24 protein-coding genes and 2 pseudogenes are annotated in these 25,320 nt (G+C 67.0%); 8 read left to right on the plus strand and 18 right to left on the minus strand.

Features of this window, described 5'->3' with window-relative positions:
* Nucleotides 1-221: pseudogene (locus F615_RS0115305) on the plus strand (Imm52 family immunity protein); the annotation flags it as partial.
* Between the two features lie 25 nt (nt 222-246).
* On the opposite strand, the gene F615_RS0115310 reads toward F615_RS0115305, so the two are convergent.
* The 3 genes from F615_RS0115310 to F615_RS18825 form a co-directional block, all read right to left on the minus strand.
* The gene (locus F615_RS0115310) at nt 247-2,553 is read right to left on the minus strand and encodes an ATP-binding protein (RefSeq protein WP_019562051.1); all 2,307 of its coding nucleotides are present in this window, start codon (nt 2,551-2,553) and stop codon (nt 247-249) included.
* Between the two features lie 96 nt (nt 2,554-2,649).
* Entirely contained in the window at nt 2,650-2,934 is a 285-nt protein-coding gene (locus F615_RS0115315) for a BTH_I0359 family protein (RefSeq protein WP_019562052.1), read from the minus strand.
* 177 nt (nt 2,935-3,111) lie between these two features.
* Nucleotides 3,112-3,846 carry a DUF3108 domain-containing protein gene (locus F615_RS18825; protein ID WP_019562053.1) on the minus strand — a complete coding sequence of 245 codons (735 nt, stop codon included), beginning with the start codon at nt 3,844-3,846 and terminating at the stop codon, nt 3,112-3,114.
* 65 nt (nt 3,847-3,911) lie between these two features.
* On the opposite strand from F615_RS18825, the gene F615_RS0115325 reads away from it, so the two are divergent.
* Nucleotides 3,912-4,877, plus strand: a complete 966-nt coding sequence (locus F615_RS0115325; protein ID WP_026330372.1) for a fumarylacetoacetate hydrolase family protein — start codon at nt 3,912-3,914, stop codon at nt 4,875-4,877.
* Here the strand turns inward: F615_RS0115325 and F615_RS0115330 are convergent.
* Nucleotides 4,868-5,758: a pirin family protein gene (locus F615_RS0115330; RefSeq protein ID WP_019562055.1), complete on the minus strand. Its 891-nt coding sequence runs from the start codon at nt 5,756-5,758 to the stop codon at nt 4,868-4,870. The genes F615_RS0115325 and F615_RS0115330 overlap by 10 nt on opposite strands.
* Before the next feature lie 167 nt (nt 5,759-5,925).
* Here F615_RS0115330 and F615_RS0115335 point away from each other — a divergent pair, with 167 nt between their 5' ends.
* On the plus strand, nt 5,926-6,633 hold the full coding sequence (locus tag F615_RS0115335) for a PhaM family polyhydroxyalkanoate granule multifunctional regulatory protein (RefSeq protein WP_019562056.1): 708 nt from the start codon (nt 5,926-5,928) through the stop codon (nt 6,631-6,633).
* Nucleotides 6,634-6,648: 15 nt separating this feature from the next.
* Here F615_RS0115335 and F615_RS0115340 read toward each other — a convergent pair whose 3' ends face one another.
* Nucleotides 6,649-7,302, minus strand: a complete 654-nt coding sequence (locus tag F615_RS0115340) for a hypothetical protein (protein WP_019562057.1) — start codon at nt 7,300-7,302, stop codon at nt 6,649-6,651.
* Between the two features lie 107 nt (nt 7,303-7,409).
* Here F615_RS0115340 and F615_RS0115345 point away from each other — a divergent pair, with 107 nt between their 5' ends.
* Genes F615_RS0115345 through glcF form a run of 3 tightly spaced genes read left to right on the plus strand, consistent with a single transcriptional unit; the run spans nt 7,410 to nt 11,309 of the window.
* Complete coding sequence (locus F615_RS0115345) at nt 7,410-8,924, plus strand: FAD-linked oxidase C-terminal domain-containing protein (protein WP_019562058.1); 1,515 nt, start codon at nt 7,410-7,412, stop codon at nt 8,922-8,924.
* 23 nt (nt 8,925-8,947) lie between these two features.
* Nucleotides 8,948-10,036 carry a glycolate oxidase subunit GlcE gene (gene glcE, locus F615_RS0115350; RefSeq protein ID WP_019562059.1) on the plus strand — a complete coding sequence of 363 codons (1,089 nt, stop codon included), beginning with the start codon at nt 8,948-8,950 and terminating at the stop codon, nt 10,034-10,036.
* A gap of 28 nt (nt 10,037-10,064) precedes the next feature.
* Nucleotides 10,065-11,309 (plus strand): glycolate oxidase subunit GlcF, encoded by a 1,245-nt coding sequence (gene glcF, locus F615_RS0115355; RefSeq protein ID WP_019562060.1) that lies wholly within the window; start codon nt 10,065-10,067, stop codon nt 11,307-11,309.
* A gap of 71 nt (nt 11,310-11,380) precedes the next feature.
* On the opposite strand, the gene F615_RS0115360 is transcribed toward glcF, so the two are convergent.
* The 7 genes from F615_RS0115360 to glpD form a co-directional block, all read right to left on the minus strand.
* The gene (locus tag F615_RS0115360; protein WP_019562061.1) at nt 11,381-13,114 is read right to left on the minus strand and encodes an ABC transporter substrate-binding protein; all 1,734 of its coding nucleotides are present in this window, start codon (nt 13,112-13,114) and stop codon (nt 11,381-11,383) included.
* An 83-nt stretch (nt 13,115-13,197) separates the two neighbouring features.
* Entirely contained in the window at nt 13,198-13,506 is a 309-nt protein-coding gene (locus F615_RS0115365) for a DUF2160 domain-containing protein (RefSeq protein WP_019562062.1), read from the minus strand.
* A 1-nt stretch (nt 13,507) separates the two neighbouring features.
* Nucleotides 13,508-14,323, minus strand: a complete 816-nt coding sequence (locus tag F615_RS0115370) for a carbohydrate ABC transporter permease (protein ID WP_019562063.1) — start codon at nt 14,321-14,323, stop codon at nt 13,508-13,510.
* Nucleotides 14,320-15,210, minus strand: a complete 891-nt coding sequence (locus tag F615_RS0115375; protein ID WP_019562064.1) for a carbohydrate ABC transporter permease — start codon at nt 15,208-15,210, stop codon at nt 14,320-14,322. Before F615_RS0115375 ends, F615_RS0115370 begins: the two co-directional genes overlap by 4 nt.
* A complete protein-coding gene (locus F615_RS0115380) occupies nt 15,207-16,292 on the minus strand; it encodes an ABC transporter ATP-binding protein (RefSeq protein ID WP_019562065.1) in 1,086 nt (361 codons plus the stop codon). The genes F615_RS0115375 and F615_RS0115380 overlap by 4 nt, the downstream gene beginning before the upstream one ends.
* The gene (locus tag F615_RS0115385; protein WP_019562066.1) at nt 16,292-17,371 is read right to left on the minus strand and encodes an ABC transporter ATP-binding protein; all 1,080 of its coding nucleotides are present in this window, start codon (nt 17,369-17,371) and stop codon (nt 16,292-16,294) included. The genes F615_RS0115380 and F615_RS0115385 overlap by 1 nt, the downstream gene beginning before the upstream one ends.
* Nucleotides 17,372-17,414: 43 nt before the next feature.
* Nucleotides 17,415-19,025 carry a glycerol-3-phosphate dehydrogenase gene (gene glpD / locus F615_RS0115390; RefSeq protein WP_019562067.1) on the minus strand — a complete coding sequence of 537 codons (1,611 nt, stop codon included), beginning with the start codon at nt 19,023-19,025 and terminating at the stop codon, nt 17,415-17,417.
* 205 nt (nt 19,026-19,230) lie between these two features.
* Between glpD and F615_RS0115395 the strand changes: the two genes are divergently transcribed.
* Nucleotides 19,231-20,007: a DeoR/GlpR family DNA-binding transcription regulator gene (locus tag F615_RS0115395; RefSeq protein ID WP_019562068.1), complete on the plus strand. Its 777-nt coding sequence runs from the start codon at nt 19,231-19,233 to the stop codon at nt 20,005-20,007.
* Nucleotides 20,004-21,509: a glycerol kinase GlpK gene (glpK, locus tag F615_RS0115400; protein ID WP_019562069.1), complete on the plus strand. Its 1,506-nt coding sequence runs from the start codon at nt 20,004-20,006 to the stop codon at nt 21,507-21,509. Before F615_RS0115395 ends, glpK begins: the two co-directional genes overlap by 4 nt.
* A 207-nt stretch (nt 21,510-21,716) precedes the next feature.
* Here glpK and F615_RS0115405 read toward each other — a convergent pair whose 3' ends face one another.
* From F615_RS0115405 to F615_RS20025, 6 genes and pseudogenes are all read right to left on the minus strand, one after another.
* Nucleotides 21,717-22,610 carry a rhomboid family intramembrane serine protease gene (locus F615_RS0115405; protein WP_019562070.1) on the minus strand — a complete coding sequence of 298 codons (894 nt, stop codon included), beginning with the start codon at nt 22,608-22,610 and terminating at the stop codon, nt 21,717-21,719.
* A gap of 237 nt (nt 22,611-22,847) precedes the next feature.
* Entirely contained in the window at nt 22,848-23,411 is a 564-nt protein-coding gene (locus F615_RS0115410; RefSeq protein WP_026330373.1) for a GAF domain-containing protein, read from the minus strand.
* Nucleotides 23,412-23,523: 112 nt separating this feature from the next.
* On the minus strand, nt 23,524-24,003 hold the full coding sequence (locus F615_RS0115415) for a hypothetical protein (protein ID WP_156824668.1): 480 nt from the start codon (nt 24,001-24,003) through the stop codon (nt 23,524-23,526).
* A 251-nt stretch (nt 24,004-24,254) separates the two neighbouring features.
* Complete coding sequence (locus F615_RS0115420) at nt 24,255-24,545, minus strand: type II toxin-antitoxin system RelE/ParE family toxin (protein ID WP_019562071.1); 291 nt, start codon at nt 24,543-24,545, stop codon at nt 24,255-24,257.
* Nucleotides 24,533-24,820, minus strand: a complete 288-nt coding sequence (locus tag F615_RS0115425) for a CopG family ribbon-helix-helix protein (protein WP_026330375.1) — start codon at nt 24,818-24,820, stop codon at nt 24,533-24,535. The genes F615_RS0115420 and F615_RS0115425 overlap by 13 nt, the downstream gene beginning before the upstream one ends.
* 358 nt (nt 24,821-25,178) lie before the next feature.
* Nucleotides 25,179-25,320, minus strand: a pseudogene (locus tag F615_RS20025) (IS5/IS1182 family transposase); the annotation flags it as partial.

Below are 25,320 nucleotides of genomic sequence, written 5' to 3' on the forward strand. Positions count from 1 at the left end.
TGCCGCGCGTGCTGACAGCGCAGCAAGTACCCGAGGCCCGAGCGCTGGTGCCGGTGATGGGCAAGAACGCCAAAGGCAAGGACGAGCAGCAAGGCACGATCATCGTCAGCGTCACCGACGAGCCGTTCTCCGACGAAAACCCGGATCACGTGCGAATTGCCAACGCCATCGAGATTCGTTTGGTCGATCAGGACTTGCTGCCCCGGTATGCGGACCTTTGACGAATGTAGAGCCTGGCATTTCGCATCAGCGCACGAAACCCATGGCCCGTCGCTCGCGCACCTCGGGCTTGCAGCGGTGCTCGGCCTCCAGCTGCGACAGGAATTCGTCGGGCGTGAAGGCCGCCCCGAGCAACTCGGCCTGCCGGCACACGGCCGCGAAATCGCCCGGGGTGAGCTGATCGAGGCGGGCCAGGCGCTCGCGGTGCTCGCGCCGCAGAGGCGCTTGCGCATCGCCCAGGGCCTCGGTGGCGAACAGGCGTTCGCGCTGTGCAGGCCGCAGCGGCAAGAAGCGGATCTTGAACGTGAATCGGCGTAGCGCCGCCTCATCCAGATCCTCAAACAAATTGGTGGTGCAAATGAAGATACCGGCAAAGCGCTCCATGCCTTGGAGCATTTCGTTGACCTCGCTGACCTCGTAATGGCGTTCGGCCCGGCGGCGGCTGCGCAGGAAACTGTCGGCCTCGTCCAGCAGCAGCACCGCACCTTCGGTGTGCGCCTCCTCGAACATGCGAGCCATGTGCTGCTCGGTCTCGCCCACGTACTTGCTCACCAAGTCGGAGGCCTGACGCACCAGCAAAGGACGCTGCAACTGCGCGGCGATGTGCTCGGCCAGCGCCGTCTTGCCACTGCCTGGCGGACCGTGGAAGCACAAGGTGCCCACCTGCCGGCGGCGCAAGGCCTCGACGATGCGCGGCACCGGAAAGCGCGATTCGGTGTGCAGCAGCTCCAAGTCGTAATGCGTCACACTCACCCGCGGCCCGCGGGCAGGCACGCCCACGCCCAGCGCGCGATCGGCATTGGCGAGTTGGCGTTCGATCAAGGCTTCCAGCCCGGCGGTCTCATCGCCCTCGCACGTCAGACGGGCAAAGCGCACCGCCGCGCGGATTTGCGCCGGCGTCAGTCCCTGGCGCGCGGTGAGCCGCTTCACGAAGCCTGGGCCCACCGGCACCCCCTCCAAGGCTTTGCGCACCAGCCCCTCGCGCGCCCCGGGCGGGGGCGAACGCAATTCGAGGTGATATTGAAAACGCCGCCGGAAAGCCGGATCGATCTGCTCGATGCGGTTGGTCACCCATATCACCGGCACGGGGTTGCTCTCGAGCACCTGATTGACCCAGGCCTTGCCGCTGACCGATCCATTGGGCGGCCCCTCTGCAGCTTCGAGCCGAGCCATCCACTGCGCAGCATCGGTGGACAACGGCGGAAAGACATCTTCCACTTCATCGAACAACAGCGCCACCCGGGGGCTGCCTTTGAGGAAGACCTGGCTGATCTGCAGCGAGCGGTAACGATCACGGCCCGACAGCGAATTGCCATCCCGGTCGGCATATTCCACTTCGTAGAGCTCCAACCCGGCGGACTTGGCCACCACCTTGGCCAATTCGGTCTTGCCCGTGCCCGGGGGGCCATAGACCAGGATGTTGATCCCAGGCTCATGGCGGGCCACGGCATTGCGCAACAAGGCCACCATCACGCGCGCGTCCTCGGCCACGTAATGAAAATCGGCCAGCGTCAGCTGCGTGGGCGTGGCCGGGCGGGTGAACACGGCCATCAGGTCGGCCGGATCGCGGTACTCCCGCATCAGCACCGGTGGCAGCTGCTCGGAAACCTTCATCAGGTCGGCCAAATCAGTGATGTTGTGCTCGGACAGCAGGTTCTCCACCATGCCGATGCGCTCCAGCCGCGAGCCGGCGCGCAAGGCCTCGGCCACCTCCCGTTCGTCGACCTGGGCCACTTCGGCCAACAAGGCATAGGCCTCCTGGGCGCTGGCCACTTTGAATTCCACCAACAAGCCGCGCAGCTCGCGCTGATAGCGCGCCAGCGTGCCGTACAACAGCACGGCCCGCTCGGCCGGGTTGAGTTGCAGCAAACCACCCAAGGCGTCGATATTGCGCTGAACCAGGGTCGATTCGCGCCGCAGATCACGCTCGAGCCAATCGCGCGTGGCGCCGAGCACGGCCATCAGGTCTTTGGGCGCGTCTTTGATGTACTCGTCGAGATAGAAAAACAGCGTGCCCTCCTCGTAGGGGCCGCGCCAGGCGCCGTGCCGTTGCAAGAAGGTCGCTTCGTCCAGCCGCTCATGCCCGCGCCACAGGGCATTGCCGGCACAGCGACGGCCGAGATACGCCCGCAGCCGCTGCAAGACCGGATCGGGCCACACGAGATGGCGTCCGGTCAGACCGAGCAGGGCGTTCCAGTCCCGTCGCACATTGAAGCGCCCGGGATGACGCAGCGTGAGCGTGAGCACGAAGTGCGAGCACATGCGGTCGAGCACGGGCGCTTCGTACAGCCCCGGGGAAGGCCATTCGCGTGCCTGCGCCAGACGTCGAGCCATGAGCACCTCCTGGTCGCCAAGGACGGATGTGCGGCCACCATAGCGCAGGCCCGGCGGCAAGGGAAGCCCGCCGTCCACGGGCGGGCCGTGGGCGGGTCAGTGCAGCACCAAGGGCTGGTGCGCCAACGATGTGAAGCGTTCGATGTAGGCGTCGATCTCCTCGACGCTGGGCGAGGTTTGGATCAGGGCCTCCACACCGGCCTTGAAGCTTTCGGCCATCGCCCCCTCGAGATAAATTTCTTTGCGCGCGAACTTGTCCACGATCTCGTAACCCCCGCGCGTCAGCGCCCCGCCCGGCTGCCCCGCCTGGGCCGCCGACTCTTGCGTGGGCACCTCGAATGCCACGACGGCGTAATTGTCCGAGTTGTAGACCATTTGCATGGAGCACTCTCCTTCACGGGCCGGTCCCGGTGCGACCTGGGTGGCAGTGCCGCACGGTCCCTGCTGTGCTTGAGATCTGGGGACGCCTCTGCAAGTTTCAAGCCTGCCGAACGCCCCCCAGATACCGGGGGTATCGGCGCTGCGTGGGCTGGCTTGAGACGCAAGGCTCAGCCCCGGTCAGCCCCTCGTGAGCACCAGCTCGAAGGGCTCGTCCCGCCCTTCGACCAGACGGGCGCGCACCGGCAGATGGTGACGCGCCGGATCCAGCCACACCTCGGCCTGGGTGCCGCCGGAGGCCGGGTTCAGACGCTCCACGTGCAAGGCCCGCAGGCTGCGGCCATCGGCCAGTTCGACCGTCTGCGGCCCGAGGGAGCGGAACACCCAGCGATCCAGGTCCGCGCGCGCGCCCACCACGACCAGGCCGAGCTCTCGACCGCTGTGCTGCCAGCCGGGATCGGCCTGCACCAGCGCCGGCAACTGGATCATCCAGCTCAGACGGTCTTGCATGCCCGGCTGCAGGGGCTGGGTGTCCTGGCGGCCGCTGAAAACGATCGGGCCACTCGGACGCTGGAAATCAGCCACCCGCAACGGGCGACGGAAGCGTTCGTCGGTGAAGCGCTCGGGCACCAAGCCCCCGTCTTCCAGCGTGCCGGTGCTGGTCTGCGTCAAGACCGTCCCCAGCAGCGCCACGCGGGCCTCCAACCGCAACCGGTAGCGCGGCGGCCGCGGGTCCCAGACGAGGCGCCCCTGCCCGGACAACAACCCGCGGCGCACCTGGTAGTCCAACGTGACCGGCGGCGGCCAGACGGCGCGCGCCGGCCTCCCCGGCTCGGGCAAACCCGCCCCGGCCACCGAGGGCCCCGCCCAAGCCAGGGCCAGCAGGAACCGGCGGCGACCCAGCTCAGGCGCCATGACCGCCCCGGTCCGTGCAAGGACGCTGCCTACAATCGCTCATTTTGACCTCAACCTCCGAGGGCATGAAACTCGCTACGTACAAAGATGGTTCGCGCGACGGCATGCTCGTCGTGGTCTCGCGCGATTTGACGACGGCCCATTATGCGGTGGGCATCGCCACCCGCTTGCAGCAGGTCTTGGACGATTGGAATTTCCTGTCGCCGCAGCTGCAAGACTTGTACGTGACTCTCAACCAGGGGCGCGCCCGCCACGCCTTTGCGTTCGACCCGGCGCTGTGCATGGCCCCCCTGCCGCGCCCGGTGCAAGCCTACGACGCCTGGGCCTGCGCCCCGCACCTGGAACGCCGAGGCTGGCCGCCACCGGCCAAGTCCGAAGGCCCGCTGGCGCAGCCCTGGGCCGGCGACGTGCTGGGGCCGACCGATGCGCCCTCCGCCGCCATGGTGCGTGAAGGGCTGGATCTCGGGGCCGCCGTTGCGGTGGCCACCGGCGATGTGCCGGCCGGATGCAGCCCGGCCGAGGCTTTGGAGGGCGTGCGCCTGTTGATGCTGGCCTGCCCCTGGACGCTGCCGGCCCGGCTGGAGGAGGACCGTTCGCAGGGCCTGGGGCTGCTGCAGGGCCGGCCGGCGACCTCCTATGGCCCAGTGGCGGTCACGCCCGATGAATTGGGCGACGCCTGGCGGCGCGGCCGGGTGCACCTGGACTTGACGGTGCAAGCCCAGGGCCGGCGGCTGGGCCGCGGCGACGCTGCTGCGGCGATGACCTGGCATGTGGGCCGCTGGCTGGCCCAGGCCGCCCGCCAGCGGGCCCTGCCGGCCGGCACCGTGGTGCACAGCGGACCGCTCAGCCCGGCCGCGCCCTCTGGCGGGGTGGCCTGCCTGGCCGAGCGACGCGCCCACGAAGCCCGGCAGCATGGCGAGCCGCGCAGCCCCTGGCTGCAATCGGGCGACCGCGTGCGCATCGAGCTGCACGCCGACGATGGCAGCCTGCCGATGGGCGCCATCGACTGCGAGCTGCCCGCTCAGGGGTAAGGGATGTGCTCGGTCTCGCCGGGCACCGGCGGGAAGGCCTGCGGGTCCTGGCGGGCCCAGGCCTGGACGGCCTGCTCGATGCGGTCCTGCCGCGACGCCACGAAATTCCAACGCAAGTGGCGCGGGTGCTCAGGGGTGTTTTCCGGGCCGAGATCCAGCGGATCGCCACCGATCAACACGAAACGCACGGCCTCCAGCGCACGCAGGCGCACGGGTCGCGGCGGCAGCACCAGCATGTCCCCGGGGTTGAGCGGCTCGCCATCGGCCGTGAGCGAGCCCGACACGACGTACAGCGCCCGCTCTTCGTGCTCCAGGGGCACTTCCATGTGGGCGGTCGATTCGATCTCACCGGCCACATACAACGTGCGGCTGCGCACCGGCACGGGCGAGGTCTGGCCGAAAGCCTCGCCAGCGATCACGCGCAGGTGCACGCCGGTCGAGCGCACTGCGGGCACAGCGGCCGCCTCGACATGGACGAAATCCGGCTCGGTCTCCTCCTCGGCCAGCGGCAACGCCACCCAGGTCTGCAGGCCGTGCAAGCCATGTCCGGCCGCCCGCAGTGCCTGCGGCGTGCGCTCGGAATGCACGATGCCGCGTCCGGCGACCATCCAATTGACATCCCCCGGCCGGATGTCGCGCACCGTGCCCAGGCTGTCGCGATGGGTGAGCCCCCCCTCGAAGAGATAGGTCAGCGTGGCCAGCCCGATGTGAGGATGCGGTCGCACATCGAGCCCCTGGCCCGGCTGAAAATCGACCGGGCCCAGATGATCGAAGAAGACAAAGGGCCCCACCGCCCGCACGGCCGCCGCCGGCAGCACGCGGCGCACCATGAAACCATCGCCGAGGTCCTTGGTGTGAGACGCCAGCCGGATGAATGACATGAACGATCCTCGCAGTGCGGCAATCTCCGTGCCGATGAGGCAAAGCCTACCACCACCGCCGGGCAAGAGGGCAAGCCCCGCCGCAAAACCGCCCGGCCGATGCGCTTGGCCAGCGCGCGCCGGCGGCGCACAATGCCCGACGACACCGTTCTCTTGGAGCCCTCACGATGAGCGACCCTCTGCAAGGTCTCGGCCAGCTGGTGCCGGGGTTCGATTTCCTGCAAGGCCTGGTCAAGAACGCCGGCACGGCCCTGCCCCATTTCAGCCAGTGGGTCGCCCCCACGCTCAACCCCGAGGAGCTGGACAAGCGCATCGAGGAATTGCGCACCGTGCAGTTCTGGCTGGAACAGAACGCGCGCATGCTGGGCGCCACCATCCAGGCCCTGGAGGTGCAGCGCATGACGCTGTCCACGCTCAAGACGATGAACGTCCCGGTGGAGGCCTTGCGCGAGTCGCTGATGCTGCGCACACCCGAAGCTGCTGCGGCGGCAGCCGAGGACGCATCGACCCGCAGGCCGGCTGCGGCAAAGCCTTCCAAGGCGGGCAAGACAGTCAAGTCCGCGGCCAAGTCAGCAGCCCCCTCTGGCGCCGCCGCCTCGGCGGTGGTCGATCCGCTGCAATGGTGGGGCGCATTGACCCGTCAGTTCACCAGCCTGGCCTCCGCGGCGCTGAACGATGCCGCCAACGCATCGGCGCGCCAGACGGCCGGTGAACCGGGGCCCGCCTCTTTCTCGGCCGCCGAAGACAGCTTGCGCAACAGCGGGGCCCGCACCGCCCGAGCCGCCGCAGCGGCTGGCTCGCCCACCGCGCCCCAGGCCCCGGCCCCGACGACCGGCCCGCGGCGTCGGCGCAAGGCCCAGCCCCCGGCACGCTGAAACGCCACGGGTGGCTCAGCCCGTGCGGCTGCGGTGCTGCCAAGCGCCCAAGGCCACCAGAAACGCCAAGGCCAGCTCCATCACTTCCTCGACCGAGGTCTGCCAGGCCCGCACGCTTGGCGACAGCACGATGCCCCACGACTCGGCCAGGATCGCTGGGGCGCGGTCGGCCGTTTTGGCCACCACCAGCGTCAGCGCGAAGATCAGCACCGTGACGGCCACCGGGTCGCGGCGACGCAGGCCGCGCAGCACCCGCGGGCCCTGCTGCAGGCACAGATGCGCACACGCCCAGGCCACCGGCGCCAGCACCAGCGCGGCCACGACACGGTGCACCGGCTGCCCGTCGCGCAGGAAAAAACTGAACTTCAGCACGCTGGTGCCGGTGAAAGCCCGGTGCCAGTCCATCTCGCGGGCTGCAAAGGCCAGCATCACGATGACCAACGCCGTCCACAGCCGCCAGTCGTCCTCGGGCCGGCGCCAAGCCACGATCAAGACCGCCCCCAGAACGTACAGCCCGGCATTGAGCCCCTCGACCGGCCCGCGCTCGCTCATCAAGGCCATCGTCAGCGGCGCCGGCAGCACCAGCCACACCCCATGCGCCAAGCCCAAAAAGACCAGGGCCAACCAGACCGCGGCATGCGGCCGTCGCGCCATGACGGAAAGGGTCATTTTTGCGTCCTGCGTAAAACCGAAATGATGCCTGATCGGCTCGGGTGTTCAGGCCGCGCTCAGCCGCGCACGTTACATTGTCGGCACACGAAAAGACCGCCCCCCCGATGAATGCCCCTTTGCGTTCCGACCCGCTGGCCGCCTCCGAGGACCTGGCCGACCGCAGCCGGCGCCAAGCCGAGGTGGTGCAGGCCTTGTCCGAGGTGCTGCCCCCCCATGCGCTGCTGTGGCACCGCGAAGACACCACGCCTTACGAATGCGACGGGCTGACCGCCTACCGCGAGCAGCCGCTGGCCGTGGCCCTGCCCGAGACCGAGGACCAGGTGGCCGCGGTGCTGCGCACCTGCCACCGGCTGCAAGTGCCGGTGGTGGCCCGCGGCGCGGGCACGGGACTGTCTGGCGGCGCCCTGCCGCATCGGCTGGGGGTGACCCTGAGCCTGGCCAAGTTCAACCGCATCCTGCGCATCGACCCGCACGCGCGCATCGCCGTGGTGCAAGCCGGTGTGCGCAACCTGGCCATCAGTGAGGCGGCCGCGCCCTACGGCCTGTACTACGCGCCCGACCCGAGCAGCCAAATCGCCTGCACCATCGGCGGCAACGTGGCCGAGAATTCCGGCGGCGTGCACTGCCTGAAATATGGGCTGACCGTGCACAACGTGCTGCGGGTGCGCGGCTACACGGTCGAAGGCGAGCCGCTGGAGCTGGGCAGCCATGCGCTGGATGCCCCGGGGCTGGACCTGCTTGCCGTCTTCATCGGCAGCGAGGGCATGCTCGGCGTGGTCACGGAAGTGACTGTGAAACTGATCCCCAAACCCTTGCTGGCGCGCTGCATCATGGCCAGCTTCGACGACATCCGCAAAGCAGGCCAGGCGGTGGCCCACGTGATCGCTTCCGGCATCATCCCGGCCGGACTGGAGATGATGGACAAGCCGATGATCGCCGCGGTCGAAGACTTCGTGCACGCGGGCTACGACCTCAGTGCCGAAGCCATCTTGCTGTGTGAGAGCGATGGCACGCCCGAAGAAGTGGCCGAAGAAATAGAACGCATGCGGCAGGTGCTGATCGCCTCGGGCGCCACCCGCGTCGAAGTGAGCCAAGACGAGGCCCAGCGGCTGAAGTTCTGGAGCGGCCGCAAAAACGCCTTTCCCGCCAGTGGGCGCCTCAGCCCCGACTACATGTGCATGGACTCGACCATTCCGCGCAAGCGCCTGGCCGACATCCTGCTGGCGATTCAAGACATGGAAAAGAAATACGGCCTGCGCTGCGCCAACGTCTTCCATGCCGGCGATGGCAACCTGCACCCGTTGATCCTGTTCGATGCCAACGACCCCGACCAGCTCGCCCGCTGCGAGCGCTTCGGCGCCGACATCCTCGAAACCAGCGTGGCCCTGGGCGGCACCGTCACCGGCGAGCATGGCGTGGGCGTGGAGAAACTCAACTCGATGTGCGTGCAGTTTTCGCCCGAGGAGCTCGAGCAGATGCGTGCGCTCAAACGGGCCTTCGACCCGGCCGAGCGGCTCAATCCCGGCAAAGTGGTGCCCACGCTGAACCGCTGCGCCGAGTACGGCAAGATGCACGTGCGCAAGGGCCTGCTGCCCTTTCCCGAGCTGGAGCGTTACTGATCCTCGATGGCCCGTCCTTGCGCATGAAGCCCGATCCCGTCCTCGACCGCCTGATCGACCAGGTGCGCGCCGCGCTCGCCGACGGCCGCCCCTTGGCCATCCAGGGGGGCCAAACCAAGACCTTCTATGGCGAGCCCCTGGAAGGCGAGCCCTTGGACCTGCGCCCCTTGGCCGGCATTTCCAGCTACGAACCCACGGAACTCGTGGTCACGGCCCGCGCCGGCACGCCGCTGGCCGAGCTGGAAGCCGCCTTGGCCGACAAAGGTCAATGCCTGCCCTTCGAGCCGCCGCGCTTCGCGCCCGGCGGCACCGTCGGCGGCATGGTGGCCGCCGGCCTGTCCGGTCCTGCGCGGGCCGCGGTGGGGGCAGTACGCGACTACGTGCTGGGAGCCACGATGCTCAATGGCCGGGCCCAGGTGCTCAGCTTCGGCGGTCAAGTGATGAAAAACGTGGCCGGCTACGACATCGCGCGGCTGCTGGCGGGCTCGCTGGGCACGCTCGGGGTGATCCTGGAAGTCTCGTTGAAGGTGTTGCCGATCGCCCCGGCCAGCGCCACCTTGCGTTTCGAGATGGACGAGAGCACCGCGTTGCAGCGGCTCAACGAATGGGCCGCGCAGCCCCTGCCCCTGAACGCCAGCGCTTGGTGGGACGGCTGCCTGCTGCTGAGGCTGCGCGGCGCGCAGGCCGCAGTGGCGGCTGCCAGCCGGCAGCTCGGCGGCGAAGCGATCGCCGCGGTGCAAGCCGACCCCTTCTGGGAAGGACTGCGGGATCAACGCGACGAGTTCTTCGTCAAAGCGCGTGCCGCAGTGCGCAGCGGCGCTAGCCTGTGGCGCTTGTCGGTACCGCCGACGGCCGCCCCACTGCGTCTGCCAGGCGAACAGCTCATCGAATGGGGGGGCGCCCAGCGCTGGTGGTGCACGCCCGCGCCGGCTGCCGCCGTGCGCGAGGCGGCCGCTCGCGCCGGCGGGCACGCCACGCGCTGGCTGGGCCCCGCCGACGACCCGGTCTTCACGCCCCTGCCGCCGGTGTTGGCGCGACTGCATCGCTCTCTGAAGGCCGCCTTCGACCCGCAAGGCCTGTTCAACCGCGGCCGTTTGATGCCCGGCCTGTGAGCTTCGGATCCGCTACGAGTCTTTACGCATGCAGACCCATCTCGCCCCCGAATTTCGCGACACGCCCGAGGGCCGGGAGGCCGAGGCCATCCTGCGCAAGTGCGTGCATTGCGGTTTTTGCACCGCCACCTGCCCCACCTACCAACTGCTGGGTGACGAGCTGGACAGCCCGCGCGGTCGCATCTACCTGATGAAGCAAGTGCTGGAAGGCCAGCCGGTGACGCGCAAGACGCAGCTGCACCTGGACCGCTGCCTGACCTGCCGCAACTGCGAATCGACCTGCCCTTCGGGCGTGCAATACGGGCACTTGGTGGACATCGGCCGCAAGATCGTCGAAGCTCGCGTCCAGCGGCCCGCGGGCGACAAACTGGTGCGCGCCCTGTTGCGTGAAGGGCTGACCTCCCCGCTGTTCGCAGCGGCGCTCAAGCTCGGTCAACTGCTGCGCCCACTGTTGCCCAGCGTGCTGAAGCACAAAGTGCCACCTCGCGACACCCACCCGCGCGCCCACCAGTGGCCCACGCGCAACCATGCACGCAAGATGCTGCTGCTGACCGGTTGCGTGCAGCCGGCCATGATGCCCAACATCAACAGCGCCACGGCTCGGGTTCTGGATGCCGCCGGCGTGCAGACCTTGGTGGCCGACGGGGCAGGCTGCTGCGGCGCCATCCGCACCCACCTGAACGACCACGAGGGCGGCTTGGCCGACATGCGTCGCAATGTCGATGCCTGGTGGCCGCTGGTCGAGCGCGGCGAGGTCGAGGCGATCGTGATGAACGCCTCGGGCTGCGGCGTGACGGTCAAGGACTACGGCCACGCCTTGCGACACGACCCCGAGTACGCCGAGCGCGCCCAAGCCATCAGCGCCCTCACCCGGGATTTGAGCGAAGTGCTGCCCCCGCTGCTGCCGGCGCTGAAGTCACGCCTGCGGCACACCGCGCCAGGCCAACGTCTGGCCTACCATCCGCCGTGCACGCTACAGCACGGCCAACAGCTGCGCGGCACAGTGGAGCAGGTGCTGCGCGAGCTGGGCTTCGACGTGCAGCTGGCGGCCACCGAATCCCATTTGTGCTGCGGCTCGGCCGGCACCTATTCGGTGCTGCAACCCGAGCTGGCCTACTCGCTGCGCGACCGCAAGCTCTCCCATTTGCTGCCGCTGCAACCGCAGACCATCGTCTCGGCCAACATCGGCTGCATCCAACACCTGCAAACCGGCACGACCACGCCGGTGCGGCACTGGATCGAGCTCATCGACGAGGCGCTGCACGGCGGATGAAAAAAGCCCTGCGGGGCGGCGCCGCAGGGCCATGGAAGGGAAGGTGCCCAGAGCGGCCCCTTCGTGGAAGTTCAGCGCACCCGGCCGGCACGCCAAGCCGCCAGCAGCTTCTCGTACTCGATGGTCTCGCCCTTGGGTTTCTCGTTGGCCAGCTTGGCCCACGGGGCACCCTTGTCGCTCAACCACTTCTTGGGGTCTTCCTTCTTGTTGAGCTTGGGTGCGCAGCGAGCCATGCCCGCACGCTCCAGGCGGGCCAGCACCTGGTCCATCTCCTCGGCCAAGTTGTCCATGGCCTGCTGCGGGGTCTTCTCGCCGGTGACGGCCACCGCCACGTTCTTCCACCACAGCTGAGCCAGCTTGGGGTAGTCGGGCACGTTGGTGCCGGTGGGCGTCCAGGCCACGCGCGCCGGGCTGCGGTAGAACTCGATCAGTCCGCCGTATTTCGCAGCGTTCTTGGTGAAGTAGTCGTGGCGGATGTCGCTGTCCCGAATGAAGGTCAGACCAACGATCGACTTCTTCAGCGACACGGTCTTGGAGGTCACGAATTGTGCATACAGCCAGGCCGCCGCCGTGCGGTCGGGGTCATGCTTGGCAAAGAAGGTCCAGGAGCCCACGTCTTGGTAGCCGTTTTGCATGCCTTGCTTCCAGTACGGGCCATACGGGCTGGGAGCCATGCGCCACTTGGGCGTGCCGTCGGCATTGACCACCGGCAGGCCCGGCTTGGTCATGTCGGCGGTGAAGGCCGTGTACCAGAAGATCTGCTGCGCGATTTGCCCTTGGGCCGGCACCGGGCCAGCCTCGCTGAAGGTCATGCCCGTGGCCTCCTTGGGGGCGTATTTCTTCATCCAGTCGACGTACTTGGTCAGCGCGTAGACGGCCGCCGGTGAATTGGTCGCTCCGCCGCGCGCCACCGAGGCCCCCACCGGATGGCAGCCATCGGGCGTGGTGCGGATGCCCCATTCATCCACCGGCTTGCCATTGGGGATGCCAATGTCGGCCGCACCAGCCATGGACAGCCAGGCATCGGTGAAACGCCACCCCAGGCTCGGGTCTTTCTTGCCGTAGTCCATGTGGCCGTAGATGGGCTTGCCATCGATGGTCTTGACATCGTTGGTGAAGAACTCGGCGATGTCCTCGTAGGCGCTCCAGTTCAGCGGCACGCCCAGGTCGTAGCCGTATTTGGCTTTGAAGCGCTCTTTCAAGTCCTTGCGCTCGAACAAATCGGCGCGGAACCAGTACAGGTTGGCAAACTGCTGGTCGGGCAATTGATAGACCTTGCCATCGGGCGCGGTCGTGAAGCTCAGGCCGATGAAGTCTTTCAAGTCCAAGCCCGGATTGGTCCATTCCTTGCCCGCACCGGCCATGTAGTCGGTCAGGTTCATGATCTGTCCGTAGCGCCAGTGCGTGCCGATCAGGTCGGAGTCGGAGATCCAGCCGTCATAGATCGACTTGCCCGACTGCATCGAGGTTTGCAGCTTCTCGACGACATCGCCTTCCTGGATCAAGTCGTGCTTGACCTTGATGCCAGTGATTTCCTCGAAGGCCTTGGCCAGCGTCTTGGACTCGTATTCGTGGGTGGTGATGGTCTCGGACACCACCGAGATCTCTTTCACGCCCTTGGCCTGCAGCTTCTTGGCCGCCTCGATGAACCATTTCATCTCGGCCATTTGCTGATCCTTGCTCAGCGTGGATGGCTGGAATTCGGTATCGATCCAGCGCTTGGCCTCGGCCTCGCCCGCCCAGGCCGCCTGTCCGAGCGCCAAGGCCATCGCAGCGAAGGCCACCGCCTTCAAATGAATTTTCATCACGGGTCTCCTCATGAGCGCGCCCCTCGTTCGTCGGGGGTGCCGGCCCGGGGGGCAAAGCGGGCCGACACCGGAAAATGCATTCAGCCTTTGCGCATGATGAGCACCAGCAGCCCCATCGACAGCACGAAGCTGATCCACACCGAAGGCGGCTCTTCGAGCGAAAACCACTGGACGAAGCTTTCGCCCAGGCCAACCCAGGCCAAGTTCACATAAGCGGCGCAGAGCAAGCCGATGAACAGCCGATCGCCGCGGGTGGTGGGAATCGGCAGAAAGCCCTTGCGCAAGGTGGTGGGCGACTTGATTTCCCAAATCGTCATGCCCACCAGCATCAACGCGATGCAGATGAAAAACACCGCCACCGGGGTGGTCCAGACCATCCAAGCCAACATCTCACACCCTCCCCATCGCAAAGCCTTTGGCGATGTAGTGCCGCACGAACCAGATCACGATGGCCCCGGGCACGATGGTGAGCACCCCGGCGGCCGCCAGCACGGCCCAGTCCATGCCCGAGGCGCTGACGGTGCGCGTCATCGTGGCCACGATCGGCTTGGCGTTCACGCTGGTGAGCGTGCGCGCCAGCAGCAGCTCCACCCAACTGAACATGAAGCAAAAGAAGGCCGCCACGCCCACCCCGGCCTTGATGAGCGGCAGGAAAATCGTCAGGAAGAAGCGCGGGAAGCTATAGCCGTCGATGTAGGCGGTCTCGTCGATCTCGCGCGGCACGCCGCTCATGAAGCCTTCCAGGATCCACACGGCCAGCGGCACGTTGAACACCAGGTGCGCCAGGGCCACCGCCCAGTGGGTGTCCATCAGCCCCAGGGTCGTGTACAGCTGAAAGAACGGCAGCAGGAACACCGCCGGCGGCGTCATGCGGTTGGTCAGCAGCCAGAAGAACACATGCTTGTCGCCAAGGAAGCGGTAGCGCGAAAACGCATAGGCCGCCGGCAGCGCCACCGTGACCGAAATCACCGTGTTGATCACGACGTAGATCAAGCTGTTGATGTAGCCCGAGTACCACGACGGATCGGTAAAGATGGTTCGGTAGTTGTCCCAGGTGAAGTCCTGCGGCCAGAACGTGAAGTTCGACAAGATCTCCTCATTGGTCTTGAAACTCATGTTGACCATCCAGTAAATGGGCAAGATGGCAAAGACCAAGTAGGCGATCAGAAAGAACGTGCGCTTGCGCAAGCGTCGGGTCGGGTTCATTGCCCCCCCTCCTTCGGCGTGGTGCCCACACGCTGCATCCAGTTGTAGAGGATGAAGCACAGCAGCAAGATGATGAGGAAATAGATCAGCGAAAAGGCCGCCGCCGGGCCCAGATCGAACTGGCCGACGGCCTTTTGCGTCAGGTACTGCGACAAGAACGTGGTGGCATTGCCCGGCCCGCCGCCAGTGAGCACGAAGGGCTCGGTGTAGATCATGAAGCTGTCCATGAAGCGCAACAGCACCGCGATCATCAACACGCCGCGCAGCTTGGGCAGCTGGATGTAGCGAAAGACGGCAAATTTGCTCGCCCCGTCGATGCGCGCGGCTTGGTAATAGGCATCCGGGATGCTGCGCAGGCCGGCGTAGCACAGCAGCGCCACCAGCGGCGTCCAGTGCCACACATCCATCACCAGCACGGTCAGCCAAGCATCGGTGGCATCGCCCGTGTAGTTGTAGTCGAAGCCCAGCCACTGCAGCGTCGCGCCGAGCAAGCCGATGTCGGTGCGGCCATAGATCTGCCAGATCGTGCCCACCACGTTCCAGGGAATGAGCAGCGACAGCGCCACGATCACCAGCACGGCCGAAGCCTTCCAGCCCTGCGCCGGCATCGACAACGCCAAGGCGATGCCCAAGGGAATTTCCACCAGCAACACCGCCAGCGAGAAGCCCAGCTGGCGCAGCAGCGCCCCGTGCAGCTCCTCGTCGCGCATGACCATCGCAAACCACTCGGTGCCGACGAAGACGCGCCGCTCGGGCGAGATGATGTCTTGCACCGAATAGTTCACCACGGTCATCAGCGGCAAGACCGCCGAGAACGCCACACACACGATGACCGGCAGCACCAGCAGCCAGGCCTTTTGATTGACGGGCTTGAGCGCCTCATTCATGCCAGCAGCTCCTCGTTCTTGTAGTAGCAGGTGTGCGGCCCCAACAGCCGCCACCACACGGTGGCGCCCACGGCGGGGGCGCAGGTCTCGGGGTCCAGCCGCGCTTTGATCAGGTGCTCGCCCAGCCGGCCGCTCAGCAGCCAGTGGGTGCCGATGTCTTGCACCTGGGCCACATGCACCGGCACGGCCCCGGGGTCGCCCTGCGCGGCAGGCTCGACGTATTCCGGCCGCACCCCGAGCACGAATTCGCCCGCCTGGTTCAACAGCGCGGCCTTGTCCGGCGGAAGCTCCAGCGCGTGATCGCCGACCCACAATCGACCGTCGGCACAGCGCGACGGCAGAAAATTCATGCCCGGCGAGCCGATGAAATGCCCGACGAAGGTGTGCTGTGGGCGCTCGAACAGCTGATCGGCCGTGCCCACCTGCACGGCCCGGCCGCGCGTCATCACCACGACCTCGTCGGCGAAGGTCAGCGCCTCGACCTGGTCGTGCGTGACGTAGATCAACGTGAGCTTGAGTTCGTGATGGATTTGCTTGAGCTTGCGCCGCAGCTGCCACTTCAAGTGCGGGTCGATCACGGTGAGCGGCTCGTCGAACAGCACGGCCGAGACATCCTCGCGCACCAAGCCGCGGCCCAGCGAGATCTTTTGCTTGGCATCCGCGCTCAAGCCGGCGGCACGTTGATCGAGCTGGCCACTGAGGTCCAGCATCTCCGCGATCTGCCCGACTCGTTGACGGATCCGCTCAGCGCCGAGGCCACGGTTGCGCAAGGGAAAGGCCAGGTTCTCGGCCACGGTCATCGTGTCGTAGACGACCGGGAACTGAAAGACCTGGGCGATGTTGCGCGCCTGCGGACTGAGATGGGTGACGTCGCGGCCGTCGAACGTCACCGTGCCCTGCGAAGGCGTCAACAAGCCAGAGATGATGTTGAGCATGGTGGTCTTGCCACAGCCCGAAGGGCCGAGCAAGGCATAAGCCCCCCCGTCGCGGAAGCTCATCTTCAGCGGCAACAAGGCGTAGTCACTGTCCTGCCGCGGGTTCGGCTTGTAGGCATGGGCCAGGTCCAGATCGATGCGGGCCATCAGGCATCCCTCCGGGTTGCGCGTTCGGGCGCCACGAGCAGCGCACCAGCCTCGTCGAACACATAGACCTGCGAGGGGTGCAGGTACAGCGTGATCGATGCCCCGAGCTCGAAGTCGTGCACGCCGGTCAGTTGTGCCACCACTTCGCCCACTGGCGTGTCCACGTGCACGAAGGTGTCGCTGCCGGAGATTTCGGCCAGCTCCACCGTGCCGGGCAAAGCCACGTCCCCCTCGCGGCGCTGCACGCGCAAGGCGCTGGCACGCACGCCCAGGGTCACGCGGCGTGTACCGCTGCCGGGCAAAGGCACGGCCACCCGCACATCGCCGGGCAAGTGCACGCCCAGCGTGGCGGCCTCGCCAGGCAGCAGATTCATCGGCGGGTCGCTGAAGGCGCGTGCCACGCGGATGGATTGCGGGCGATGAAACACCTCGGCGGTCGGTCCGTATTGCAGCAACTCACCGGCGTCCATCACTGCGGTGTAGCCGCCCAACAGCAAGGCTTCGGTCGGCTCGGTGGTGGCATACACCACGGTCGAGTCCCCGACAGCAAAGAGTTGGGTGAGTTCTTCGCGCAACTCTTCGCGCAGCTTGTAGTCCAGGTTCACCAGCGGCTCGTCCAGCAGCATCAGCGGCGCCTGCTTGGCCAGCGCACGCGCCAGGGCCACGCGCTGTTGCTGGCCACCGGACAACTCCGACGGCAGACGTTGCAAGAAGGGCTCGATGTGCAGCTTGGCCGCCAAGGCCCGCACCCGCGCCTCGATGTGCGTTTCCCCCCGCAGCTTCAGCGGCGAGGCGATGTTGTCGAACACCGTCATCGAGGGGTAGTTGATGAACTGCTGATAGACCATCGCCACATTGCGCCGGCGCACGCCCATCCCCGTCACGTCCCGGCCATCGACCCGCACGTGCCCGCGCGTGGGCGCATCCAGCCCGGCCATCACGCGCATCAGCGAGGTCTTGCCGGCCTGGGTGGCGCCCAGCAGCACCGTCACGGCCGAGGGCACCAAACTCAGGTTCAAGGGGTACAGATGGGTCTGTCCGCCCACCTGCTTTTCGATGCCTTCGAGCACCAACTGCATGTCGTCTCCATCCTGTGTTGCCGTTCGTCGTCGCCGCAGCGGCTCAGCACGAGGCCCGCTTGGGCCGGCCGAGGCGGCCGGCCTGTTCGGCAAACCACTGCGCCACCGCCTGACGCTGGGCCTCGCTGTAGTGCAATCCGAGCTTGCTGCGGCGCCACAGCACATCCTCGGCCTCGGTGGCCCACTCGTGGGTGCACAGATAGTGCAGCTCGGCCTCGTACAGCCCGGGGGCCACCTCCCGGCCCAGGGCGTCGGCACGCCGCGCATCACCCAGCACGGCGTCGATGCGTGCCCCATAGGCGCGCGCCAATCGGCGGCGCAAGGCGTCGTCCAGCCAGGGATGGCGCTGCGCCAAGACCCGATCGAAGCGTTCGAAATCGAGATCCGGCCGCTGTGGCGCGCCGATGTAGGCGCTCAAATCCCCGCCGGGCAGGAACTGCCCGCGCGTCCATCCGGCCGCCGCATGCGACAGCGCCCGCCCCAACAAATCGGCCGCCTCTTCGGCCAGCTTGCGAAACGTGGTGATCTTGCCGCCCCACACCGACAGCAAAGGCGCTTGGCGTGTATCCAGCTCCAGCACATAGTCGCGCGTGACGGCCGAAGGATCGCCCGAGGCATCGTCCAGCAGGGGGCGCACCCCGGCATACGTCCACACCACGTCGGCGCGGGTGACCGGCTTGGCGAAATAGCGGCTGGCCTGCTCGCACAAGTACGCAATCTCGTCCTCGTCGATGCGAGCGCTGCCGATGGGACCGAGGTGCTCGACGTCGGTGGTGCCGATGAGCGTGTACTGCCCTTCGTAGGGAATGGCGAAGATGATGCGCTTGTCGGGATTCTGGAAGATGTAAGCCATCGGGTGATCGAACATCTTCTTCACCACGATGTGGCTGCCTTTGACCAGCCGCAGCGACTTGGTGTGAGGCTGGGCCGCCTGGCGGCGCAGGAAGTCCTCGGTCCAAGGGCCAGCGGCATTCACCAAGGCCCGGGCCCGCAGCTGCAGCGCAGGCCCCCGCACAGGCTGCAGCGTGGCATGCCAGCCCTGCGGATCGCGGCGCGCTTCGGTGCAGCACGTGCGCGTCAGTATCGTGGCCCCATGGGCTTGCGCATCCAAGGCATTGAGCACCACCAGCCGCGCATCGTCCACCCAGCCGTCGGAATACACGAAGCCTTTGGTGTAGCGGTCCTTCAGGGGCGCGCCAGCCGGATGCGCACGCAAATCGATCGTCTCGGAGCCGGGCAGCACCTCGCGGCGCGCCAAATGGTCATAGAGAAACAAGCCGGCGCGAATCATCCACACCGGCCGCATCGCCGGGTCGTGCGGCATCACGAAGCGCAGCGGCCACATGATGTGCGGCGCACTCCTGAGCAGCACTTCGCGCTCTTGCAGCGCCTTGCGCACCAGCGAGAACTCGTAATACTCGAGATAGCGCAACCCGCCATGGATCAGCTTGGTCGAGGCCGACGAGGTGTGCGAAGCCAAGTCGTCCTTCTCGCACAGCACGACCTTCAAGCCGCGGCCGGCCAAGTCCCGCGCAATGCCCACGCCATTGATGCCACCGCCGACGACCAGCACGTCGCATGACGAAGGCACTGCGCCGGCCAAGGCGGCATCCGATCGATCGACACTGGCGCTAGGCTCGCGGTTCAAGGGCATCTCCAGAGAGGGCTCGGACGCCTGCTGCGTCCCCGATTGTTCGATTATGTTCCTTGTTGCTCCTCTTTTTTCGTTTTAGGTCGAATCAGGGCCGAGTTCAAGCCCTGGTAAACCCTCATTTCTTTTCGTTTTGCTTCGATTAAGGTTCGCGACGCCACCGGCCGCCGCAGGGGAGACAATGTCTGGCATGCCCCACTTACCCACGATGACTCCGAATCCGCGCCAGTCCCAGCTGCTCGAGGAAGTGCGCCGGCTGGGTTCGGTCTCGGTCGAGGCCTTGGCCGAGCGCTTTGGCGTGACCTTGCAGACCGTGCGGCGCGACGTGAAGCTGCTCAGCGAAGCCGGCTTGGTGGCGCGCTTCCACGGCGGTGTGCGCGTGCCCAGCTCCACGGTGGAGAACATCGCTTATCGCCAGCGCCAAAGCCTCAACGCCCAAGCCAAACGCCGCATCGCGCGCGCGGTGGCGCAGGCCGTGCCCGAAGGCTGCTCGCTGATCCTGAACATCGGCACCACCACCGAGGCCGTGGCGCACGAACTGCTGCGCCACCGCGGCCTGCGCGTGATCACCAACAACCTCAATGTGGCGGCCATCCTCAGCGACAACCCCGACTGCGAAGTCCTTGTCGCCGGCGGCGTGGTGCGCTCGCGCGACCGCGGCATCATCGGCGAGGCCACGGTGGATTTCATCCGCCAGTTTCGCGTGGACATCGGCCTGATCGGCATCTCCGGCATCGAGGCCGACGGCACGCTGCGCGATTACGACTTTCGCGAAGTGAAGGTCTCGCGCGCCATCGTCGAGCACTCGCGCGAGATCTGGCTGGCAGCCGACCACAGCAAGTTCCATCGGCCCGCCATGGTCGAGCTCGGGCATCTGAGCGAACTCGATCGCCTGTTCACCGACGCCGCCCCGCCCGAGCCGTTTCCCGCCTTGCTGGCCGAGGCCGACGTGCAATGCATCATCGCCCCTGAGGACACGCCATGAGCCTTCTGCTCGCACTCGATCAAGGCACCTCCAGCTCGCGCAGCATCGTCTTCGACCGCGACGGCCAGATCGTCGCGATGGCGCAGCGCGAATTTCGCCAGATCTACCCACAACCCGGCTGGGTCGAGCATGACCCGCGCGAGATCTGGGACAGCCAACGGGCCACGGCCCGCCAGGTGTGGGCCCAGCTGGGGCCGCGGGCCCAGGCCATCGCCGCGCTGGGCATCACCAACCAGCGCGAAACCACATTGGTGTGGGACCGCGCCACCGGCGAGCCCATCTACAACGCCATCGTCTGGCAAGACCGACGCGCCGAGCCCACCTGCGAAGCCCTGCGCGCCGCCGGCCTGGAGCCCGTGGTGCAAGCCAAGACCGGGCTGCGCATCGATGCCTATTTCTCGGGCACCAAGCTCAAGTGGATCCTCGATCACGTGCCCGGTGCGCGCCAGCGGGCCCAGCGCGGTGAACTCGCGTTCGGCACGGTGGACAGCTGGCTGGTGTGGCAGCTCACCGGCGGGCGCGTGCACGGCACCGATGTGAGCAATGCCTCGCGCACCATGCTGTTCAACGTGCGCGACAACCGCTGGGACGAAGAGCTGCTGCGCACCTTGGACATCCCCGCCGAGCTGCTCCCGCAAGTCCATCCTTCCAGCCACCACTATGGCGAGGTGCAACCCGGCCTGCTGGGCGACGGCGGCCCCACGCATCTGGCCATTGCCGGCATCGCCGGCGACCAGCAGGCCGCCCTCTTTGGACAAGCCTGCTTCAAAGCAGGGCTGGCCAAGAACACGTATGGCACCGGCTGCTTCATGCTGATGCACACCGGCCAGCGCTTCCAGCTCTCCGGCAACGGCCTGGTCACCACCAGCGCCGCGCAACCCTCGGCCAACCCCGAATTCGCCCTGGAAGGCAGCGTCTTCATCGGCGGGGCGGTCGTGCAATGGCTGCGCGACGGCATCCGCGCCATCCAAACCTCGGGCGAAGTGGAACACCTGGCCGCCAGCGTGCCCGACTCCGGCGGCGTGATGTTCGTGCCCGCCTTCACCGGCCTGGGGGCACCGTACTGGAAGCCGCGGGCCACCGGTGCGATCGTGGGCCTGACCCGCGGCAGCACCGCGGCCCATATTGCCCGCGCCGCCCTCGAATCCATCGCCTTCCAGAGTGCTGCACTCCTCCAGGCGATGAGCCGTGACGCGCAAGCCGGCGGCGCCAGCGCCGTGGCCGAGTTGCGCGTGGACGGCGGCGCCTGCGTCAACAACCTGCTGATGCAATTCCAGGCCGACCTGCTGGGCATTCCCGTCGTGCGGCCCAAAGTCATCGAAACCACCGCGCTGGGGGCGGCCTACCTGGCCGGCTTGCAATGCGGCGTCTACAAAAGCCTCGACGAATTGGCCGCCCTGTGGCAAGTGGACCGCCGCTTCCTGCCCACGATGCCGCGCCACCGGGCCGAAGAACTCATGGCTCGTTGGGACCATGCGGTGCGCCAGGCCACCTTGGAATGAGCCCGCACCGGCTGACCCCCCTGCAGCGGCAGGCCCCCACGGGGGTCCATGAGGTGCCTATGAGCGGCTGGCCCCGCCCGGCTGCCGCTGGGCCGCCTGTACGACAGGACCCCGGGCCACCAGAGGCTCGTGCGCCTCATCCGGCTGCGGGGTCGGGACTTCGGCGGGCTGCGCGGCCCTGCCCACCGCAGACCATCACGATCGCCATCACCGATCCGGCGACACGCCCCCAGACAGATATTTGCGCATCAGCTCATCAAGAAGCCGTTGCTGATCGAGATACAAACCGCCGAAAGGCCGGGGCGCGGGCGCTGCCGCCCGGGCTGCTCGCTCTCGTTCGATCTTGGCCGCCAGATCCCGGATCTCATAGGCTTCGGAGGAAGGCACCGCCATGCCCACGGCAAGGGCCGTGACCAAGGGCACGCCGAGCCAAGCCAGTCCCCGGCGCAGCAGCGACGGCGCCTGCTCGGGCAGATAGGCCAGCGCCCCCAGCACCGCACCGGCCAGCAAGCCGACCACGTGGGCGACTTGGTCGATCCCCTTGATGAACAGGCCTTGCGCCAGCGTCAAACCCACGGCAGGCAAGACCACTTTGAATGCATCGTCGAGGCTGATCACCGGCTTGGATGCCTTGCTCTGCATCGCGGCCCAGACCACCAGCGCAGAGCACATCGCCATCAAGGCCCCGGACGCCCCGACCGACACGGTCACTGTCACCATCGGCCCGAACCGGCCCAGCTCGACCGTGCTCGACAAACTGCCCACCGCGCTGCCCAATGCGGCCAGCACGCCGCCCGCCAAGAAAATCAGCAAGAAGCGCCCCGTTCCGAAGAGGCTTTCGACCAACAGCCCGACCTGCGCCAGAAAGGCCACGTTCATCAGCATGTGGGTCCACCCGCCGTGCATGAAGACGCTGGTCAGCAGCCTCCAGGGCTCGGTGGAGAGACTCAAATAGCCGATATTGCCCGCGACTTGCAGGTGCTTGATGTCCGGGCCAGACCACTGGCCTGCGTGCAGCAACTGGATCGAATAGCCGAGCACCACGGCGGCCAGCAGCACGTAGCTGCCCATGAAAGGCAGCGCTTGCCATTTCCCTGCCATGCTTGCCATGCAAGCCTCCCTGTGTTGTTTTCGAAGGCCGGCATTGTAGGAATTGAAGCCTTGGGATCGTCCCCTTTGATCAGGGGGTGCCTGCGCACCCTGAGACAGGGCCCGCGCATCACGACGCGGCGGCCACGAAGTCAGGCCACACGGACCTTCCGTGCGGGTGTCCGATCGCAGGGCGTCGCTCTGCCCAACCCGGACCCGCTCAGACGCAAGCGATGGGCCACGATGGGTTCACGCAAGCCCTGCCGGCAGGGGCGCCTCCCATAGGTCCGCCCCGCTGGCGCGGGCGATCTGGGTGCTCAGGGCGGTGGCAAAGTGCCGCAGCCATTGGGCTTCGGCGGCGGTCCAGATGCGCGGCACGCCCATTTGCTCGCAGCAAATCACACCGTAGATGCGGCCATTGACTGCAAAGCTCACATCGAGCAAGGCTCGCACGTCACGGGCCACCAAGGTGTCACGGAAGCCCGCCAGGCGCGGGTCGTTCCACGCGTCGTCACTGCGCACCACCCGGGCGCGGGACAACTCCTCGAAATACGCCCCCAGCTGAGTTTCGAGCAAGTCTTCGCAAGGCTCGTCGTGCCAACCGACGGTGTGGTGGCACGCGGCCACGCGCACCAAGTGCCGCCGCCCTGGGGCACCGGTGAAGTGCCAGATGCTGACTTCGGTGCAACGGATATGCGACAGCACATGGCCAGTGACCGCCTCACGAAAGCCCCGCGGGCTGAGCCGACCGCTGAGCAGGTCCTCTCGCCACGTGCGCAGTAATTCGCCGATGGTGGCCTGCTGCAAGCTCATGCCTTGAATCAACTTCCAAAACCGTGACCTGTGCCATTTCGGCACACCGCCGCGAAAATTTTATCCAGGGATGTCCCGCAGCCCCCCGCTGTGCGGCCGGTGGTGGCAGCCCTCAACGCAAGTCGCTGCCGGGCATGTAGAGCACCCGCCCTCCTCGCACGCGTTGCTCGGCCTCGATGCGGCGACAATCGCCCGGTGGCGGTTGCTGCCCATCGGGCCGGTCGGGCAGCCACAGGCGGCAACGACCGGGCGGGGGCAGCATCGCCGGCGGCACACCATGAAGGCGATGGGGGCCGTAGCGCACATAGGCGACCTCGCCGCTGAAGCGCGCTGCGGCCGATTCGGCCCAAATCACCACCCCGCCCCAGGTCTCGGCCTCGGCATGGGCTTTGTTGCACGACATGGGCGGTGGTTGATGGGCCGAGGGAATGCCCGGGTACCAAATGGCGCATTGGCCCAGCGGCGGCACCTGGCCGGGCGGAACGCGAAAGCTGGAGACGCCGCGGATCTGCGGCGTGGCACAGCCCACCAGCAGGACCACCGCAGCCAGCCCTGCCCACGGGCTGGACCACGGCAGACGCAAAGGCAGCATCGACATAGCGCACCACTGTAAAGGCTCGGCGCGGCGGATGGGTAAGCGAATCTTTCGGGGGCGGCGACGCTGTCCAGCGGCCAGGCCCTCTGGGTGTAGTTCCTCAAGACGTTGTCCACGTCGAGACCGAGGCGCGTGGCGGGAGGTCATTCGCCTCTCGGTCTTTGGCGAACACTTCGCGGTGTCGGCGCGAAACTCGAGCAGGGCGGTGAATGCCCCCGCCTTGGGCCTCATTGGAGAAACCTGGGCACTCAGAAGCCCACTTCCTTCTGGTGCCGCACCGCGAGGATCGTGACGGCATCCGGGCCAATGCGGTAGCGGGCCACGTCGCCGCTGTCGCCGAAATCGATGACCCACTCGCGGAGCTCGTCGGGCAGGCCTTCGATGGGGCGGCCGATCTGAGGCTGCAGGCCGAGCACCCGCACGGCATGGAGGATGGCCTCACCCGCGCGCTGGGCAGCGATGGGGTTCTTGGGCCGGAGAAACTCGCGCAGGCGCTCCAGTTCGCGGATGGCGGCCGGTGCAAACCTCACTTGCGGCATGTCGGGGCAGGCAACTCATTGTCCGTGCCCCAGCTCGCCAGCCAGGCCTCGACCTGTTCAGCCGGCGCATACAGGCCGGTGGTGCGGTACTCTTCCCAGGCTTGGAGCGTGTCCTGGCGGAAGGCCTCGCGCCGTTCCTCCCGTTCAAGGTATTGGGTAATCGCCTCGCGCATCAGCCAGTGCGACGAGCGACGGCGCGCCTCGGCGCGGCGCTTCACGCGGGCCTTGGTGTCCTCGTCGAGCTTGATGGCCACGGGACGAACGGCAGCAGTCATGACGGACTTCATCGAAGTATTCCGAGGTATTTCCTTACCATACCCAGCGCCCCGCGCCCCTCGCAAGCCTCGACGAAGGCCAGCGCCAAACAGGGTAACGATTTCAAGACGACTTGCATCTCGTCACGTTTGTAGCGGCCACTTTCACTGAGGCGCTTGCGCCCCCCTTTTGGGAGAACACGGTTCCTCGAAACCTCTTGAAGAATTGGCGCCAATCCTTAGGGAAACGCTGATCAAGCCCCGCGCCGCGGCGAGATTGTCCTGCGCGGGGCGAAACGGAGCGTTTTTGGCGCGTTCTACGGCCTCGAGGGCCTTACTGGCGGGCCCTTCGGCGCCCGCCCGGGCCATGATGGGCCCATTACGGGCGCACCAATGCCGGCACGCGCCGTGCGGCCATGTACAGGTTGACCATCGCCAGCGCCGTGAAGGCGCGGTTGGCGTTCTTGGCCAGGCCTCGGTAGCGCACCTTGGCAAAGCCCCACAGGCGCTTGAGCACATGA

Source organism: Caldimonas manganoxidans ATCC BAA-369, from assembly GCF_000381125.1.
GTDB classification, from domain to species: Bacteria; Pseudomonadota; Gammaproteobacteria; order Burkholderiales; family Burkholderiaceae_C; genus Caldimonas; species Caldimonas manganoxidans.